This window comes from uncultured Jatrophihabitans sp. (genome assembly GCF_964252635.1).
Classification (GTDB): Bacteria; Actinomycetota; Actinomycetes; order Mycobacteriales; family Jatrophihabitantaceae; genus Jatrophihabitans.
This window is the reverse complement of record NZ_CAXUNP010000001.1, coordinates 52091-68181: the sequence shown is the minus strand read 5'-3', so window position 1 is coordinate 68181 and position 16091 is coordinate 52091. Positions and strand designations below refer to the sequence as shown.

Annotated in this window: 15 protein-coding genes; 5 read left to right on the top strand and 10 right to left on the bottom strand. The window is 68.6% G+C overall.

The annotated features are described in order from the left end of the window. Positions 1 to 25 precede the first annotated feature (25 nt). The 8 genes from ACFFCA_RS00290 to ACFFCA_RS00255 all read right to left on the bottom strand — a co-directional run bounded on the left by ACFFCA_RS00290 (position 26) and on the right by ACFFCA_RS00255 (position 9576). Positions 26 to 2425 (bottom strand): hypothetical protein, encoded by a 2400-nt coding sequence (locus ACFFCA_RS00290; protein ID WP_375480910.1) that lies wholly within the window; start codon positions 2423 to 2425, stop codon positions 26 to 28. 350 nt (positions 2426 to 2775) lie between these two features. Further along, positions 2776 to 3489, bottom strand: coding sequence for a type II secretion system protein J (locus ACFFCA_RS00285; RefSeq protein ID WP_375480909.1), 714 nt, complete (start codon positions 3487 to 3489; stop codon positions 2776 to 2778). Next, complete coding sequence (locus ACFFCA_RS00280; protein WP_375480908.1) at positions 3483 to 3950, bottom strand: prepilin-type N-terminal cleavage/methylation domain-containing protein; 468 nt, start codon at positions 3948 to 3950, stop codon at positions 3483 to 3485. The genes ACFFCA_RS00285 and ACFFCA_RS00280 overlap by 7 nt, the downstream gene beginning before the upstream one ends. Positions 3951 to 4043: 93 nt before the next feature. After that, on the bottom strand, positions 4044 to 4508 hold the full coding sequence (locus ACFFCA_RS00275) for a prepilin-type N-terminal cleavage/methylation domain-containing protein (RefSeq protein ID WP_375480907.1): 465 nt from the start codon (positions 4506 to 4508) through the stop codon (positions 4044 to 4046). A gap of 104 nt (positions 4509 to 4612) precedes the next feature. Further along, positions 4613 to 5068 (bottom strand): prepilin-type N-terminal cleavage/methylation domain-containing protein, encoded by a 456-nt coding sequence (locus tag ACFFCA_RS00270; RefSeq protein WP_375480906.1) that lies wholly within the window; start codon positions 5066 to 5068, stop codon positions 4613 to 4615. 137 nt (positions 5069 to 5205) lie between these two features. Beyond that, positions 5206 to 6453: a type II secretion system F family protein gene (locus tag ACFFCA_RS00265; RefSeq protein WP_375480905.1), complete on the bottom strand. Its 1248-nt coding sequence runs from the start codon at positions 6451 to 6453 to the stop codon at positions 5206 to 5208. 61 nt (positions 6454 to 6514) lie between these two features. Continuing rightward, on the bottom strand, positions 6515 to 7648 hold the full coding sequence (locus tag ACFFCA_RS00260; protein WP_375480904.1) for a type IV pilus twitching motility protein PilT: 1134 nt from the start codon (positions 7646 to 7648) through the stop codon (positions 6515 to 6517). Between the two features lie 254 nt (positions 7649 to 7902). Further along, the gene (locus ACFFCA_RS00255; protein WP_375480903.1) at positions 7903 to 9576 is read right to left on the bottom strand and encodes a GspE/PulE family protein; all 1674 of its coding nucleotides are present in this window, start codon (positions 9574 to 9576) and stop codon (positions 7903 to 7905) included. 324 nt (positions 9577 to 9900) lie between these two features. Between ACFFCA_RS00255 and ACFFCA_RS00250 the strand changes: the two genes are divergently transcribed. From ACFFCA_RS00250 to ACFFCA_RS00235, 4 genes are read left to right on the top strand one after another with little or no spacing between them, the layout of a single operon-like run. Continuing rightward, the gene (locus tag ACFFCA_RS00250; protein WP_375480902.1) at positions 9901 to 11010 is read left to right on the top strand and encodes a glycosyl hydrolase family 8; all 1110 of its coding nucleotides are present in this window, start codon (positions 9901 to 9903) and stop codon (positions 11008 to 11010) included. Further along, positions 11010 to 12248 (top strand): glycosyltransferase, encoded by a 1239-nt coding sequence (locus ACFFCA_RS00245; RefSeq protein WP_375480901.1) that lies wholly within the window; start codon positions 11010 to 11012, stop codon positions 12246 to 12248. The genes ACFFCA_RS00250 and ACFFCA_RS00245 overlap by 1 nt, the downstream gene beginning before the upstream one ends. Continuing rightward, complete coding sequence (locus tag ACFFCA_RS00240) at positions 12245 to 12409, top strand: hypothetical protein (protein ID WP_375480900.1); 165 nt, start codon at positions 12245 to 12247, stop codon at positions 12407 to 12409. Before ACFFCA_RS00245 ends, ACFFCA_RS00240 begins: the two co-directional genes overlap by 4 nt. After that, positions 12406 to 13671 carry a pentapeptide repeat-containing protein gene (locus ACFFCA_RS00235; protein WP_375480899.1) on the top strand — a complete coding sequence of 422 codons (1266 nt, stop codon included), beginning with the start codon at positions 12406 to 12408 and terminating at the stop codon, positions 13669 to 13671. Before ACFFCA_RS00240 ends, ACFFCA_RS00235 begins: the two co-directional genes overlap by 4 nt. Positions 13672 to 13690: 19 nt before the next feature. Here the strand turns inward: ACFFCA_RS00235 and ACFFCA_RS00230 are convergent, their stop codons facing one another. Further along, on the bottom strand, positions 13691 to 14143 hold the full coding sequence (locus ACFFCA_RS00230) for a CBS domain-containing protein (RefSeq protein ID WP_375480898.1): 453 nt from the start codon (positions 14141 to 14143) through the stop codon (positions 13691 to 13693). 137 nt (positions 14144 to 14280) lie between these two features. On the opposite strand from ACFFCA_RS00230, the gene ACFFCA_RS00225 reads away from it, so the two are divergent. Continuing rightward, positions 14281 to 14664, top strand: a complete 384-nt coding sequence (locus ACFFCA_RS00225; protein ID WP_375480897.1) for an ester cyclase — start codon at positions 14281 to 14283, stop codon at positions 14662 to 14664. A 6-nt stretch (positions 14665 to 14670) separates the two neighbouring features. Here ACFFCA_RS00225 and ACFFCA_RS00220 read toward each other — a convergent pair whose 3' ends face one another. Next, positions 14671 to 16071, bottom strand: a complete 1401-nt coding sequence (locus ACFFCA_RS00220; protein WP_375480896.1) for a radical SAM protein — start codon at positions 16069 to 16071, stop codon at positions 14671 to 14673. Positions 16072 to 16091 lie beyond the last annotated feature (20 nt).

Sequence of the window (16091 nt, the reverse complement as noted above, 5' to 3'; positions counted from 1 at the left end):
CGGGGGTGTGCGAGCGGCTCGTGGGTCATGGGCCACCGGCCGAGATGCTGACCACGTTCCAGGGGCGAGGGTTCGCACTGTTGGACGCGGGCGGCGCGTACGGCAGGTTCGCGCGCTCGAGGTCGACGTAGGTGTAGTTCAACGACAGACCGGTTCGTACCGTGTTGCCGTTGTAGGTGTGCGTCGTGCCGTTGCCACCTCGATGTGACTGGTAGAGACCACCGTTCACGAGGACGTTGCCCACCCACGGCGCACGGTCGTAATTGTCGGTTCGGAAAGAACCGCTCAGCGTGAAGATGGCAGCGTCGATGGTGTGATCGCCGGTCTGCGTCATGTTCTGGTACTGCAGTTGCGGTGCTTGAGCAGTGAACGATCCGTCCGAGTTCTGCAGCGACGACGACGTCAGGTCGCTGATGTCATTGGGACACCAGCCAGGACTGGTGTTGTTGATGTCGGTCGCATTCGTGTCGACGCAGGACACCGGGTGGTAATTGCGTACGTCCTTGCCGGCGACGAGGTCGACAGCCTGGGTGTCACTGCCGGTGGTCCCGGTGTCGGTGATGTCGCCCGTGGCGATGATGTCGTTCTGGGCCAGCACGCTCAACTGCCCGTTGTTCCGGCCCTGGATGTACAGGTCCCCGGGCTGAAGGTTTCCGGTCGACCCGACCGCGACCGAGGGGCTGCCCGAGGTCGTGCCCGAGTTGTAGTCCGTGACGTCGGGGAGCTGCGGGAAATAGCTGGCTCCGGAAGGCTGCGCGGTCATCACCCAGTCGTTGTGCGTGGTCGTGAAGGTGAATTGGGCGGTGCCCGCCGACCAGCTCTTGCTGGTCGACGAGTACGTCTGTCGATAAACGGTGGTCGTGACGGGCGTCAGCGTCGACTGCTCTTGTCCGGGGGTACCGGTGTAGCTGAAGAGGGTGTCGCCGGCGGTCGGGTTGGCGGGCGCGCTGCCGACGTTCTGCGTGCTGCCGGTAACCGGGGTCCCGAGCGTGACCGTCGCTGCGTACTGGTGGTCGCCGTTCGCCGGGGACGTGTAGTTGAACGGGTGCTGCGAGGTGTTTGCCGTTGACAGCGCGGAGTTCGCCTGGGTCTGCAAGCACGTCTTGAACGCTGCGGCCAGGCCGGTCGCACACGAGTTGCTGTTGAGGAACGACTGCATCGTGCTGCGTACGGCGGCATAGGCATTGGTGCTCGGCGCCGATGTGGACGTCGAGTGGTTGTACTCGCACTGGAACAGGAGCTGGTCCGTCGCCGCGGGTGGCTTGGCGCAGTTGGTCCCGGTTGTGCTCGAGGTCGTATAGGCGGTCCACCCTGTCGTGGAGCTGGCGTCCGTGCTGGTGGCGACGTTCGTCCAGGCGCATTGAGCGTTGACTGCGGCCGAGTACTTCTGGGTGCTCGTGTTCGCGCACGTACTCGGTGCGGCAGATGTCGAGCTGTCTGGCGTGGCCACACCGGACACCGGGAGCCAGAAGACCTCGTTGTTGGCCGCGGGCGTGTTGGTGAGCTTCGTCGGATTGTCGGGCCAGCCGGTCGCAGGAGCAGTTCCCAGGTTCTTGACGTAGACCGTGCTGCCGCCGACCGTCGCGTAGTCGATCTGAAAGTTGCGAATGCCATTGTCCAACGAACCGGAGGGGTAGCAGTTGACGTCGCTGCCCGAGTCTCGCACCGTGGTCGACGGGCTGGTCACGGTCGCCGTGCCGTCGCCGTTCAGGACCACGCGCGTGGGGCCGTAATAGACACATGCGTTGGTAGCCAGCCCGTCGGAACCGATGGTCGGAGGCAGGGTCAGGTCGTACGGAGCAACAACCGGCTTGTAGAGGGAGGAGCTGCTGATGCTGTCTCCACGCCAGGGTTGCCCTCCGTTCGACGGGCTGGTGAAGTTCTCGTGACCGTCGTTGTAACCCCACAACGTGTAGACCGGCTGATTGAAGATTGGTCCGTTTCCGCTGCCGTTACTCACGTCGATGGCGTCGCGTGTGTAGGTCTTGCCGTCCTCGATCATTCCGGTCGTGAAGACCAGATCGCAGCCGAGGGTCGCGGACGGGGATGTCCGGTTGGTGATCAAGGAGCCGGTCTGGGTGGGAACAGTGGTGTCTGCGGCGCGGCCCGGAATCGTGGCCGATTCGCGGTACCAATGCTCGCCACACAGCTGGGTGCCCGTCGGGTCTTTCCAGGACACAGTCTGGGGAACCGAGGTGCTTCCTCGGTACGTGCTGCTCACCTTGCTGTAGGTGGTGCTGTTGCTGAGGTAAATGCTGTGCTTGCTGTTGTAGTCCGTGAGGAACGCTGGCGAGAGCGTTTCGTAGTCGGTGTAGTAGCCGTAGGACAGGATGCTCGGCGCGAGTGACAGGTCCGCGACCAGTGTGCGCCTGATGCCCGTCGACGTGCCGGTCGACGAGACGCGTACGTAGCCGTCGGCGGTCAACGACGATCCCAGGCGCCACGAGAACGACTGGCCGCTGCCCAGCGTCGGTCGAGGGGTGCCTGAGGTGGCGAGCGCGGCGCTGCTCGTGCCGTAGGCCTGTGAGCAGATCCGTGTCTGCGAGCGACACTGCGGAACGCTGGTCAGGTAGGCGATGGCGTCGTCGATCCCGGACTGCGCCGCCATCAGCGCGCCGGCGACGTCCTGGCTCTGCTTCGCGGCGGTGATGTTTGGCGTGGTCGTGGCCAGGGTGGTGGCGACGGCCAGCATGATGACCGTGGTCACGAACAGCGTGAAGATGAGGGCGAACCCGCCCTCGTCGCGGTCACGCAAGCGGCGCAGTCGGTTCGCGATCACGACACAGCTCCGGTGATCGCAACGCTCGACTGCACGGTCTGTGCTGCATTGCCACGCAGCGGCGTCGTCGTGAGCGTCACCTGCACGACGGCAACCGAGTCGGGTGCAGTCGTCGACGTGCACGTCTGTGCGATGTCGGTGGCGTCCGAGCAGTACGCGAACACGGTGGAGTTCGCGACACCGGACAGCAGCACCGAGGTGGTCGTCGGCGTGCTGGGGTAGTTGGTGGTCCAGTCGTAGCCGGTGCCGTAGCTCAGGCTCAGGGGTGCGTACGTGTACTCGGTCAGCGTGCCGTTGACCAGCTTGATGTCGACCTTGGTCGGCGGGATGCGGACAGCTGTGGCGTTGGCTGTGTCGGTCGCTCGGCTCGGCGTCTGTCCGTTCCCGATGTTGGCGAAGAACACGATCTCGGAGCCCGTCAGCTGGTTCTGGCCCGACGGCACCTGGAAGCGCGAGGTGGAGTACCCGGGACGCGCGGTGGGCGTGTCCGCCAGCCGCAGCACGGTGCTGATCTGGTTCAGCGCGGTCCGGGCCGCGGCGGCGTCCTGGGTCTGGGCCCCGACACGTGCGGTCTGGGTCGACATGCCGACGAAGAACGTCATGGCGATGGCCCCGACGATGCTCATGAGCGTCATGCCCACGACCAGCTCGACAAGGGTCATGCCGGCGTCGTCGGCGGTGTCGTCCTGCCGCTGCAGCCGGCTCAACATGCCAGCTCCGTCGTCATGACCACGGTCTGGGTCGGGGTCGCGGGCTTCCACGTCACCGTGGAGGTGACCGTCATGAACGGGTTGCTCGTGTAGTTGATGGTGGCCGGGCAGGGGGTCGACACCGTGCGGGTCACGGTGTAGCTCGTCTTGCCGATGACGACGCTGCGCGCGCTGACCGCGGCGGGGTAGGCGGGGTAGCGCAGCGCGCGCGCTGCCTGCAGGTCCTGCTGAGCCAGGTTGGCTGCGTTGACTCGGTCGTTGGAGTTCTTGGACGTCTTGGTGGCGGCGACGACCGCGGTGGTCGCTGCCGTACCTACCACGGCGAGGAGGACGAGGGAGACGAGAGCCTCGACGACGGTAAATCCACCGTCGTCGGCGACGCGGTCAGTGGGGGTAACTGCGGGCCGGGTGCTCGCTCCTGGTGCTCGACGGAGTGGGGGGCGGACCCGGCTGGGGGGCATGGGTCACCTCCATCGTTGTTCGGAGGGGCGTATGGAGTTGGTGCCGGTCGGAGCGGGATTCGCCTCCCGCTCCGACCGGGTCGTAGGAGTGGGTCAGCTGCCCTGGACGACCTTGCCGATCGTGCTGTCGTAGTTGTAGGTCTTGCCGTTCGAGGAGGCCCCGGTGATCTTGTACCCGCCGGTGACCAGCCCGTAGCACAACGTCGTGCCGTCGGAGACAGTGGAGGTCGTGGTGCAGGTCGCCGGGGTGACACCCGTAGGCATGGTGAAGGTGAACGTGCTGCCGGACTGGGCTCCCGAAGCAGGGAAGTTGTTGTTCCCGTCCGAGTAGCACTGCTGAACCGCAGCCACGGCTGCGCGGACGTCGGACTCGGCGCCCTTGTTCTTCGCACCCTGCGTGTAGTTGAGGTACAGCGGGATGGCGATGGCGATCAGGATGCCGATGATGACGACGACGACCAGGAGCTCGATGAGGGTGAAGCCGGCCTCACCGTCCTCCCGCTCGGCGCGCTTGTCGTTGCGGATGTCGATCAGGTGACTTAGTGCGTTGCGAAACATAAGAGCCTCCGGGGCTTAGAGGGGACGGGCGTGGGCTGTGAACTGTTGCGGTGAGATGTATCCGACAGGCCGGGCAGTTAGTGGTGTCGTCGCCCGGACGTCGCTCAGGTGGTGGCGATCTTGCCCGTGGAGCTGGAGAAGGTGTAGGTCTTGCCGCTGTCCGAAACGCCAACGATCGTGTACGTGCCGTCGGCGTTGTTCGTGTAGCTCAGCTTCGTCCCGGAGGACACCGTCGACGTCTCGGTCGCGCTGCCGCACGTCAGGCTCAGGTCGGTGCCGGCCGTTGTCGGTGCAGCTACCGAAGCCGGAAGGGTGTTGTTGTTGTCGGTGAAGCACTGCTGCACGGCGGAGACGGCCGCGCGGACGTCTGACTCGGCACCCTTGGCCTTCGCGCCCTTGGTGTAGTTGAGGTACAGCGGGATGGCGATGGCGATCAGGATGCCGATGATGACGACGACGACCAGGAGCTCGATGAGGGTGAAGCCGGCCTCACCGTCCTCACGCTCGGTCCGCTTGAGGTCACGGATGTCGAGCATCTTCGAGAGGGTGTTACGGAACATCTGAGCCTCCGGGGACTCTGGTGGGGGAACTCCGGACCGGGGGTTGGTTCGGAGGGTGCGACCGTCGTGCATGGGGGCGTCCAGGTCGCTCCGTACTGGGGAGTACGGAAGTTGTGGAGTTGTCGGTCGCGGCTCGGTTACGAGGCGCCCTGGATGTGCTGGTAGATCGTGAACATCGGCAGGTACAGGCAGACGACCATCACGCCGACCATGAGGCCCATGACGATCACCATGAGCGGCTCGATCGCGGCGGTCAGCGACTCGGTGGCGGTCTCGACCTCGTGGTCGTAGAAGTCCGACACCTTGTCGAGCATCGGGCTGATCTGCCCGGTCTCCTCGCCGACCTCGATCATCTGCACGACCATCGGCGGGAAGACCTTGTGCTCGGCCAGCGGCGCGGACATCGTGTTGCCGGCGCGCACCGACTCGGCCACGTCCTTCATGGCCTCGCCGATCACCGCGTTGCCGGTCGTGCCGCCCACGATGTCCAGGGCCTGCATGACGGGCACGCCGACGGCGAGCAGAGTGCCAAAGTTGCGGCTGAACCGGCTGATCGCGATCTTGGTGAACAGCGTGCCGAAGACCGGCCAGCGCAGCTTGAATCGGTCGAAGCCGAGCCGCCATGCCTCGTCGCGCTTGAGCTTGGCGCGGAACAGCTTGGTGCTGATGACCAGCGCGGCGACCATCAGCGGCAGCACCCACAGGGCGTTGTGGCTCAGGGTCACCATGATCTGGGTCGGCAGTGGCAGGGAGCCGCCCAGGTTCTTGAACATCTTCTCGAAGATCGGGACGATGAAGACGAGGACGCCGGCGATCATCAGCAGGCTGAAGCAGATGACGATGACCGGGTAGGTCATCGCAGACTTGATCTTGGCGCGGAGCTGGGCGTCCTTCTCGAAGTTCACGGCGATGCGGTCGAGCGCCGCGTCAAGGAAGCCGCCCGTCTCGCCGGCCCGGATCATCGAGATCATGATCGGCGGGAAGATCTCGTCCTGCTTGGCCATGGCCTGCGACAGGGAGAGCCCGCCCTCGACGTCGCGGCGCACGTCGCGCACCGCCGCCCCGAGCTTGGGCTTCTCAGCCTGCTCCTCGAGGATGGTCAAGGAGCGGAGCAGGGTCAGCCCGGACGACGCCATGGTGGCGAACTGCCGGGCGAAGATGGCCAGGTCCTTGAGGCCGATCTTGTTGCCCATGCCCGGGATGGTGATCTCGCGGTTGAGGCCGCTGCCCGTCTCCTGGACGAACAGCGGGGTGACGCCCTGGTTGCGCAGGGCGTTGGTGACGGCCGACTCGTCGGTGGCCTCGATCGTGCCCTTCGACCGCTTGCCCTTGGTGTCGACGGCCTCGAAGGCGTACGTCTTCTCCTTGACCTTCGTGGCGCTCATGCCCTTACTCCGTTCGGGCATGCAGAGACGCAATTCCGCCGGATCGCTCCGCAAGCGTCGCTCATGCCGCACGTCCGGCGAGACGGCGGTATTCCTCGACCGCGTGGCAGAGCGACAGGCCCTGGTCGTACGTGATCAGACCCTCGCGTACGCGCTGGGCGAGGTGGGCGTCGAAGGTGAGCATGCCGTCGCCGCCGGCGGACTGCATGAACGACGGGATCTGGTGGTTCTTGCCCTCGCGGATCAGGTTGCGGATGGCTGACGTCGCGAACATGACCTCGCAGATGACCGTGCGGCCACTGCCGTCGGGGCGGCGGGCGAGGGACTGCGTGACCACACCCTGCAGGGCCGTCGACAGCTGGGCGCGGATCTCCTGCTGCTGGTGCGCCGGGAACATGTCGATGACGCGGTCGATGGTCTGCGCGGCCGACTGCGTGTGCAGCGTGGCCAGCACGAGGTGGCCGGTCTCTGCCGCGGTGAGCGCCGTCGACACGGTCTCGAGGTCCCGCATCTCGCCGACCAGGATGATGTCGGGGTCCTGCCGCAGCACGTGCTTGAGCGCCTCGGCGAAGCTGTGCGTGTCCACGCCGAGCTCGCGCTGGTTCACGACGCACCGGTTGTGGGTGTGCATGAACTCGATCGGGTCCTCGATCGTGACGATGTGGTCGCGACGCGTGCGGTTCGCGAGGTCGAGCAGCGCGGCGAGGGTGGTGGTCTTGCCCGAGCCGGTGGGGCCGGTGACCAGGACCAGGCCGCGGGGCAGGGCGGCGAAGCGCTCGATCTGCTCGGGCATGCCCAGGTCGTGCAGCTGCTTGATCTCGTGCGGGATCGAGCGCATGACCGAGCCGTAGGCGTTGCGCTGCTGGAACAGGTTGATCCGGAACCGCGAGACGCCGGGGAGGTCGTAGGCCAGGTCGAACTCGAGGTCGGTCTCGAAGCGGGCCCACTGCTCGGCGTCGACGACGCCCCGCACGATGCGCTCGGTGTCGGCGGCGGTGAGCTCGGCGTAGCCCGGCAGGCGGGTCAGGTCGCCGTGGATGCGCATCATGGGCGGGAGGCCGACGGTGATGTGCAGATCGGAGCCGCCCGAGCGGACCATCGTGGTCAGCATGGCGTCCAGGTCGGCCGGCGCCGCGGACGCAGGGTGGGCAGGGGACAGCACGGAGACGCTGGTGCCGAGCGGCGACAGCTCCATGACTTCTCCCCGAGGTGTGTGTGACGTGCTAACAGAAAACTTACACACACGAATCTCACGTGCGCAAGACTTCGCGCTGGAAAGTTCACACCAATTTTATGTCCGGGAGTGTCTGGATCGCGGTGTGACAAAAGCCCCCAAGGCGGACGGGCGCGCAAGGGGTCGAGCGACGCGAATGGTGCACGTGCCCGGCGACGGGTCGGTGTCGAGGTGGAGCAGGCGGCGTCGGTCAGGCGTCGGTCAGGCGGCGTCGCTCAGACGGCGACGCGCAGCACCTCGGCCAGCGACGTGTCGCCGGTGAAGGTCTTGGACAGGCCGTCCGTCCGCAGGGTCTGCATGCCCTCGGCGAGGGCGACGCGCTGGATGTCGTGGGCCGAGGCCCGTTCGACGGCCAGTCGCTCGATCTGCTCGCTGACCGGCATGACCTCGTGCAGCGCGACGCGGCCGCGGTACCCGGTTCCGGCGCACGAGCGGCAGCCGACGGGGCGCCACAGGCGGGTGGGCGTGCCCAGCGTTTCGTGCGGCCAGCGTGCCAGGGTCAGCTCGTGCTCGGTCGGGGCGTACTCCTGCTTGCACCACTGGCACAGGCGACGGGCGAGGCGCTGGGCCATGACGCAGTCGAGGGACGAGCCGACCAGGAACGGTTCGATGCCCATCTCGACGAGGCGGGTGACCGCGGACGGGGCGTCGTTGGTGTGCAACGTGGACAGCACGAGGTGGCCGGTGAGCGAGGCCTCGATGGCCAGCTGCGCCGTGGCGCTGTCGCGGATCTCGCCGATCAGCACGACGTCCGGGTCCGACCGCAGGATCGCGGGAAGCACAGCGGCGAACGTCAGGCCGGCCTTCGGGTTCACCTGCACCTGGTTGACGCCCGGCAGCCGGTACTCCACCGGGTCCTCGACGGTGATGATGTTGACCTCGGGCTTGCTGATCTCGGTCAGGGTCGCGTACAGGGTGGTGGACTTGCCGGACCCCGTGGGGCCGGTGACGAGCAGCATGCCGTGCGGTTTCGCGAACGATCCCGAGAAGCGCTCGTAGTTGTGGGCCGAGAAGCCCAGCCGCTTCAGGTCGAGGTCGATGCCGCCGGTGTCCAGGATGCGCAGGACCACCTTCTCGCCCCACACCGTGGGCAGGGTTGCCGCGCGCAGGTCCACGGACCGCGCGCCGAGCTGCAGGGTGATGCGGCCGTTCTGCGGGATGCGACGTTCGGTGATGTCGATGGCCGCCATGATCTTGAGGCGGCTGATCAGCGCGGACTGGATGCCCTTGGGCACGGTCTCGATCTCGTGCAGCACCCCGTCGATGCGGAACCGGACGCGCAGGTCGCCCTCGGTGGGCTCGAGGTGCAGGTCGGACGCGCGGTGGTCGACCGCCCGCTCGATGAGCTGGTTGACGTACTTGACGATCGGCGCTTCCTGCCCGACGGAGTCGAGCGCACTCATCAGGGTGGACGACGCGTCCACACCGAGGCTGGCCGCGACGTCGTCGAGGTCGTTCTCAGCGCGCTGCATCCGCTCGATGGCCTTGGCCAGCTCGTCGCGGGCGGCGACGACGGCGCGGACCGGCAGGCCGGAGGCGGCACGCACGTCGTCGAGGGCCAGGACGTCGCCGGGGTCGGCGACGGCGACGACGAGCTCGCCGGCCTCGATGGCGATGCCCAGCACCCGATGCCGGCGGGCGAGTCCCAACGGGATGCGTGCGGAGGCGGCGGGGTCGATCGGGTAGCCGCCGAGTTCGACGGTCCGCAGGCCGTAGGCGAGAGCCAGGCCCTCGGCGAGTTCGAGCTCGGTGATCATGCCACCGTCGACCAGGACGTCGTGCAGGGCGCGGCCGGAGCTGTCGGCCGCAGCCGCCGCGGCGGACAGGCGGTCCTGGTCGAAGCCGCGGGAACGCAGGGCATCGAGGATCGGTGCGTGTGTCCGGTACACCCGTCCTCCTGCGTTTGTTGATCGGTGTTAGTTCGCAGAATACCCAGGGACGGAAGTCCCGAACCAGGTTTCGCCGGATCGACCGTTGTGATGCCGGGTCGGTGGTGCTGAACGCCGAACAACCCGTTCCGAACGGGACGATGGTCCCGGATTTATCGTCTCGAATGCGCAGGAAGTCGGACAGAATGCCCGTGGTTCCGACGCGCCCTGGGCCGTGTGAACTTGCCGTCAAGTGTCTGTTCGTGCAACCTCTTCCACGGAAGATAACGTCGATCTAACGCAGCCGAGCGTCGATCACGGCTTCCATGGGGGAGGGAAACCCTGATGGCACGGTCAGCCCGGCATGCCCTTTTTCGGGGGAGTCGTCACTGCGTTCAGGCCCTGGCCTGCATCGCCGCGACGGCGGGCATCGTCGTGGCCACGACCGGGTGCGCCGCTCCGGCGTCGCACGCGTCGGCGGCGACGGACGCAGCGGGACGCACGTTCCTGCAGCGTTACGTCGCCGCCGATGGTCGGGTCGTGCGTCGTGACCAGGGTGGCGACACCGTGTCCGAGGGACAGGCCTACGCGATGCTGATCGCCGTCGCCCAGCACGACCGCACCCGTTTCCAGGTCATCTGGTCGTGGACCCAGGCCCACCTGCAGCGTCCGGACCACCTGCTCGCCTTCCACTGGGCGAGCGGGCACGTCGTCGACCGCAACCCGGCGCCGGACGCCGACCTGGACGCGGCGATCGCCCTGCTCCAGGCGGGCCGCCTGTTCGCCCGCCCGGCGTGGACGGCCGCCGGCACCGCGATCGCCAACTCCGTACTGACCTACGAGACCGTCACCGCGTCGCCCGGCGCCCTCGTGGTGGCCGGTACCTGGGCCACCGCCGACCCGGCGACGCTCAACCCGAGCTACGTCGTCTCCGGTGAGGCCCGTCTGCTGGCCCGGCTCACCGGCAACGCAGGCTGGACCCCCGTCGCCGCGGCCACGGCCAGCCTCGACCGTTCCCTGGCGGCCCGCTTCCCGCTGCCGCCGGACTGGGCAACGCTGGCGGGCGACGCGCAGGCCGGCGACGCCACCGCCACCGGCGCACCCGACGGCTCGCAGCCGGTGCAGTACGGGCTCGACGCCCCGCGCCTGATCATCCGGCTGGCGGCCTCGTGCTCGGCGTCCGACCGGGCTCTCGCGGCGACGTACGCGCGCCGACTCGGAGCGCCCGGCGCGGTCGGCGAGCGCACCCTCAGCGGCGCGCCGCTCGTGACCTGGCGGCACCCGCTCACCGACGTGGCGCTGTACGCCGCACGCACCGCCGCCGGCGACCGCCGCGGCGCGGCCACGGCTCTCGCCGCCGCTGCGGCGCAGGACCGGCACTACCCGACCTACTACGGCGCGGCCTGGCTGGCCCTCGCCCCGGAGCTTTTCGGATCGCTGAAGGAGACCTGCTGATGACCGCCACCCTGCCCGGGCCCACGCCCAGCACCGCCAACCGGCTCGGCACGCCGCGTCGCCGCGTCGTGCGAGTCCCCCTGCCGGAGGAGACGACGCCGCAGGCGATGACGGCGCAGCCGGTCGGCCGCCCGACGAGCGGCGTGGTCGCCGTCGTGCCGGCGCACAACGAGGAGGCCGGGATCGCCGACGTCATCACCGACCTGCAGCGCCAGACGCTGCCGCCGGACCGCATCGTCGTCATCGTCAACAACTCGACCGACCGCACCGCGGCCATCGCCCGTTCCTTCGGTGACGTCGACGTCGTCGACATGCCCGACAACAAGCACAAGAAGGTCGGCGCCCTGATCGAGTCGTGGGGGATCGTCGGACAGCAGCACCCGTACTGGCTGGGCGTGGACGCCGACACCCGGCTCGACCCCGACTGCATCCGGCAGCTGCGCGACGAGCTGCAGGCCGACGACAAGCTCGCCGGCGTCATGGCGCGGTACACCTTCGACCAGCCGTCCGCCGACAAGCAGGGACCGATCGCATCGCTGCTCGTGTTCGCGCAGCGGCTCGAGTTCGCGGGCTGGATCGACGACCTGCTGCACCGCAAGCGCGAGACGTACGTGCTGGGCGGCCAGGCGTCGCTGTTCCGTACCTCGGCCCTGGCCCAGGTCGCGGCCCGCGACGACCGCGAGAGCCCGTGGACCACGACGACCCTCGTCGAGGACATGGAGCTCACCTGGCAGCTCAAGGACGCCGGCTGGAAGGTGCGGGTCTCCGCCGAGGCGCGCGCCTACGCCGGCCCGATGACCGCCATCCGGTCTCTGTGGGGCCAGCGCAGCAAGTGGGACTACGGGCTGGCGAAGCTGCTGCACGATCGGCGGGGCCTGCGCGACGCCAGCACCCGCTACCCGTGGCGCCTGCAGTCGAAGATGCTGCTGGACTTCAGCCTGCGCGCGATGTTCGTCGTGCAGCTGTTCGCGGCGTGGCTGCTCGCGGCATTCACCTGGTACTGGGTGTGGATCTTCCCGCCCGTCTGGGCGTCGCTGCTGAACCTCCGGCTCGCCGGTGCGATGCCCAACCGTCGCAAGCGCGACCTCTTCCTTGCCGGGACCTTGATCGTCCCGGAGCTGTTCCTCTGGCTGCGCCTCGCCTGCTGGGTGCGCTGCTGGTTCAAGGTCCTCACCCACCAAGGCTTCGACGGCTGGTCCGCCCAGTACGAGGCAGAGCGAAAGGCAGTTCGGTCATGACCTGGTTCGAATCCCTGCTCGGCGGCATCCGCGACGGTGCCCCGCACTCGGCCTACGTCGCCCTGCTCGTGGGCTGGCGTCTGCTCACCGTGCTCACCCTGATCACCGTGCTGGACATGGGCTACCGCCTGTTCCGCCCCGACCACGGGCTCAAGCCGTGAAGCGGCTCGTCACCATCGTCGCGGCCGTCGTCGCGGCCGTGGTCGCGCTGTCCGTGCTGTCCGGTCGGATGTCGACCGGCCTCGGCCACAGTGCCGACGCCGCGCCGGCCCACCCGTCCTCGAGCCCCGCACCGACCAGCCGGACGACGGCGACACCGGCGAGCAACGCGGGGTACGCGGAGAGCGGCACCGGCACCGGCAGCGGCTCGGGCTCCGGCAGCGACGTCTCGGCCGTGTCAGTGACCAAGGGCAACCCGACCGTCGTCTACCGCCTCACCGCCGACGTCACGATGGCGACCGGCCGCAACCTCGTCCTGTACGCGCCGGCGAGCTCGCTGACCTCGACGTCCGGGTCGGGCCGCCAGAGCCTGTCGGCCTTCATCAACCGCTGGACGTCGGACCCGCTCGCCGGCTCGCTGGACGCCGTGCTGCTCGGTGCCGACGGCGTGCGTCACGCGCTGACCCTCTCGGGCCCGTCGCTGACATCCGGCCGGTTGTCCTTCACCGTCGCCTCGGCGTCGTCGGTCACCACAGGTCTTGCGACCGAGACCGGCATCGCCACGAGCGGCGCGGTCCCGGGTGTCTCGGGCACGCTGCACTCGGCCACGCTGTTCATCGCGCTGCGGGCCGGCCGCCTCGTCAACGGCTGCCAGGTCGTACCCGGCGCCGATTGCGACGGCAAGAACCTCGCGCAGACGGTCTTCACCGCAGCCGACCTGTCCGGGGCCTCGTTGCGGTTCGCGAACGTGTGGCAGGCCGTGTTCCACGGCGCCGACCTCACGTCCGCCGACCTCACCGGGCTGCGGGCCTTCCGCGCCGACCTGTCGAGCGTGCAGGGCCGCAACGTCATCGGGAACCGGGTGGACCTCACGCAGGGTTCGCTGCGCTTCGCCGACTTCACCGGTGGGGTGCTCGACCACGCCAAGTTCTACCGCGCGGACCTGACCGGCGCGATGTTCACCGGGGCGACGCTGCGTTCGTTGCAGGCCGCCAACGTGCTCGGGAAGAACGCCGGGTTCGCGCATGCCAACCTGGCCGGTGCGACGTTCGCCAACGCCGACCTCAGCGGTGCGGACTTCCGCGGGGCGGACCTGTCCGGGGTCAACTTCGACCGGGCCAACCTCACCGGTGCCGACTTCGCCGGCGCCATCCTCAGCCGGGCGGTGCTCAACCGGGCGACGGTGAAGGGCGCGGTGTTCAGCCACGCGATCTTCGCCCACACCAAGTGCGTCGACGGGATCGTGCGCAACCGTTGCAAGTGACCTGATGCGTGCCCGGGGGTCAGCTGGAGATGTACTGCTCCAGCTGGCCCCGGTCGTGTTCGAGCTGACGGATCCGGCTGGACACGACGTCACCGATGGAGACGATGCCGACGAGACGGTCGTCGTCGATCACGGGCATGTGCCGGATGCGCCGTTCGGTCATGGTTCCGGCGACGTCGTCGACGCCCTCGGTGCTCGCGCAGCTGGCGACCGTCGTCGTCATGATGCTGGAGACCGGTTGTGCCAGCAGGTCGTTGCCGTGGTCGGCGAGCCGGCGGACCACGTCGCGCTCGGACGCGATACCGGCGACGCTGCCGCCGTCTCCGTCGACGACGACCAGCGCGCCGACGTTGTGCCGCGCCAGCGTGGCGACGAGGTCCGCGACCGTGTCGCCCGGTGCGATGGTGACCAGGCCGGGCCGATCCGAGCCCCCGGACGACGTCTTGTAGCGCAGGATGTCGGAGATGATCATGGTGCACCTCGCCCAGCTCGACCGGTAGGGGCTACCACCCTGCCGTAGTCGGTCGGCCGGCGCCAGGGTCGGCCGGGACCGGGGACACTGGGCAGCCCGGTTCCCCGCACGTGACGCAGACCCTCGAGGGAGACGCCATGGACGACCTGGAAGTCACCTACCGCGGCTACCTCACGGTTCTCAACGAGCGCCGGTTCGAGGATCTGAGCAACTTCGTGCACGACGACCTGCAGTACAACGGCGCCCCGATCACCCGGGACGACTACGCCCGGATGCTCAGGGCCGACGTCGCCGCGATCCCCGACCTGGTGTTCCGGATCGAGCTGCTGGTCGTGCAGGACGACACCGTCGCCGCCCGGCTCTGGTTCGACTGCGTCCCGGCGACCGACTACTTCGGCCTCCCGGTGCAGGGCCGGCACGTGGAGTTCGCCGAGCACGTCTTCTACCGCTTCCGGTCCGGCCGGATCGACCGTGTGTGGTCGCTCATCGACACCCCGGCGATCTCGGCCCAGGTCAGCTGACCGGGATCACGACCGCGCCCGCACCCGCGCCGGACCTGAGGCCCACCCCCGACGCGTGAGACCGGCACGTGCGTACAGGGTCTCGAGGTACCGCGCCGGGGCGTAGTCCGAGGTCGCGTACCGGCGGAGGTAGTCGGCGTGCAGTTCGGGGTCGTGGGTCGCGAGCCACGTGAGGAAGTGCTCGCGGGTGCCCCGGCGCAGGTACAGCGGCCCCAACCCGAGGATCTCGCCGCCGGCCTCGCGCACGGCGGTGACCACGGCACGCAGCTGCGGCTCGGAGTCGCTGAGGCCCGGCAGCACCGGCGCGATGAGCGCTCCGGTGCGCACCCCGCGCTCGGCCAGGCGCCGGATGGCGTCCACGCGCCGGCGGGGGTCGGGGGCGCCGGGCTCGGTGGCCCGCCAGACGCGCGGGTCCAGCGTCCCGAGCGAGAAGTTGACACGAACGTCGGCGTGCTTCGCGGCCTCGGCGATGAGGTCGAGGTCGCGGGTGACGAGCGGAGACTTGGTGAGGATCGAGAACGGGTTGCCCCGCTCGGCCAGGGCCTCGACGACGCCACGGGTCAGGCGGTACTTCGCCTCGGCGCGCTGGTAGGGGTCGGTATTGGTGCCCATGGCGACCGACTCGCCGGCCCACGTCGGGTCGGCGAGCTCGGCACGCACCCGTTCGACGGCGTTGATCTTGACGACGATCTTGCTGTCGAAGTCCTCCCCGAGGTTCAGCCCGAGGTAGGTGTGCGTCGGCCGGGCGAAGCAGTTGTGGCTCACTACACCGTTGGCGATGAAGTCGCCGGTCCCGGTCGTGATGTCGTACATGGGCATCTCGCCGCGCAGCGGGGCTATGTGGACGACGACGGTATGCAGACGCGCGGGTTCGGGCCCGCGCGTCTGCATACCGTCGGGCGTGGGACGCACGAGCCGCGTTCCCGGTCCGAACTCGGTCACATGACGCCAGCCGTGGTCGGTGAGGAAGCGGTGGTCGGCGCTCGCGGTGATCTCGGTGCCGTCCTCGAGCGTGATCCGGTGGCCGGGTTTGACCGTCGGCCAGTGGTCGAGGACGTCGGTCGGGACGAGGTGGCGCTGCGTGCCCTGTGCTGTGGTGCCGTAGACGTGGTCGCCGGCACGGACGTCGCGGATCGGCTTGGTGCGTCCGTCGGCCATGAGGACCGGTGTCTCGCCCGCCAGGCAGTACGTGCACGCATGGCTGCAGCCGCGGTAGACGTTGATCGTCCAGTTGCTCGGTGCACGCGACCCGGGCGGGACGTGGTTGAGGATGCGTTTGGCGGTGACGTGCAGGAATTCGAGGTCGGACATCCGCCCCGTGCCCTGCACCGGTGCCACGAGGTCGTCGACGCCGAACAGCGCCGGCTCACCGTCGTCGACGGTCTTCCACCGGAACGCCTCGGTCATCGCCGCACCCCGATGCAGAT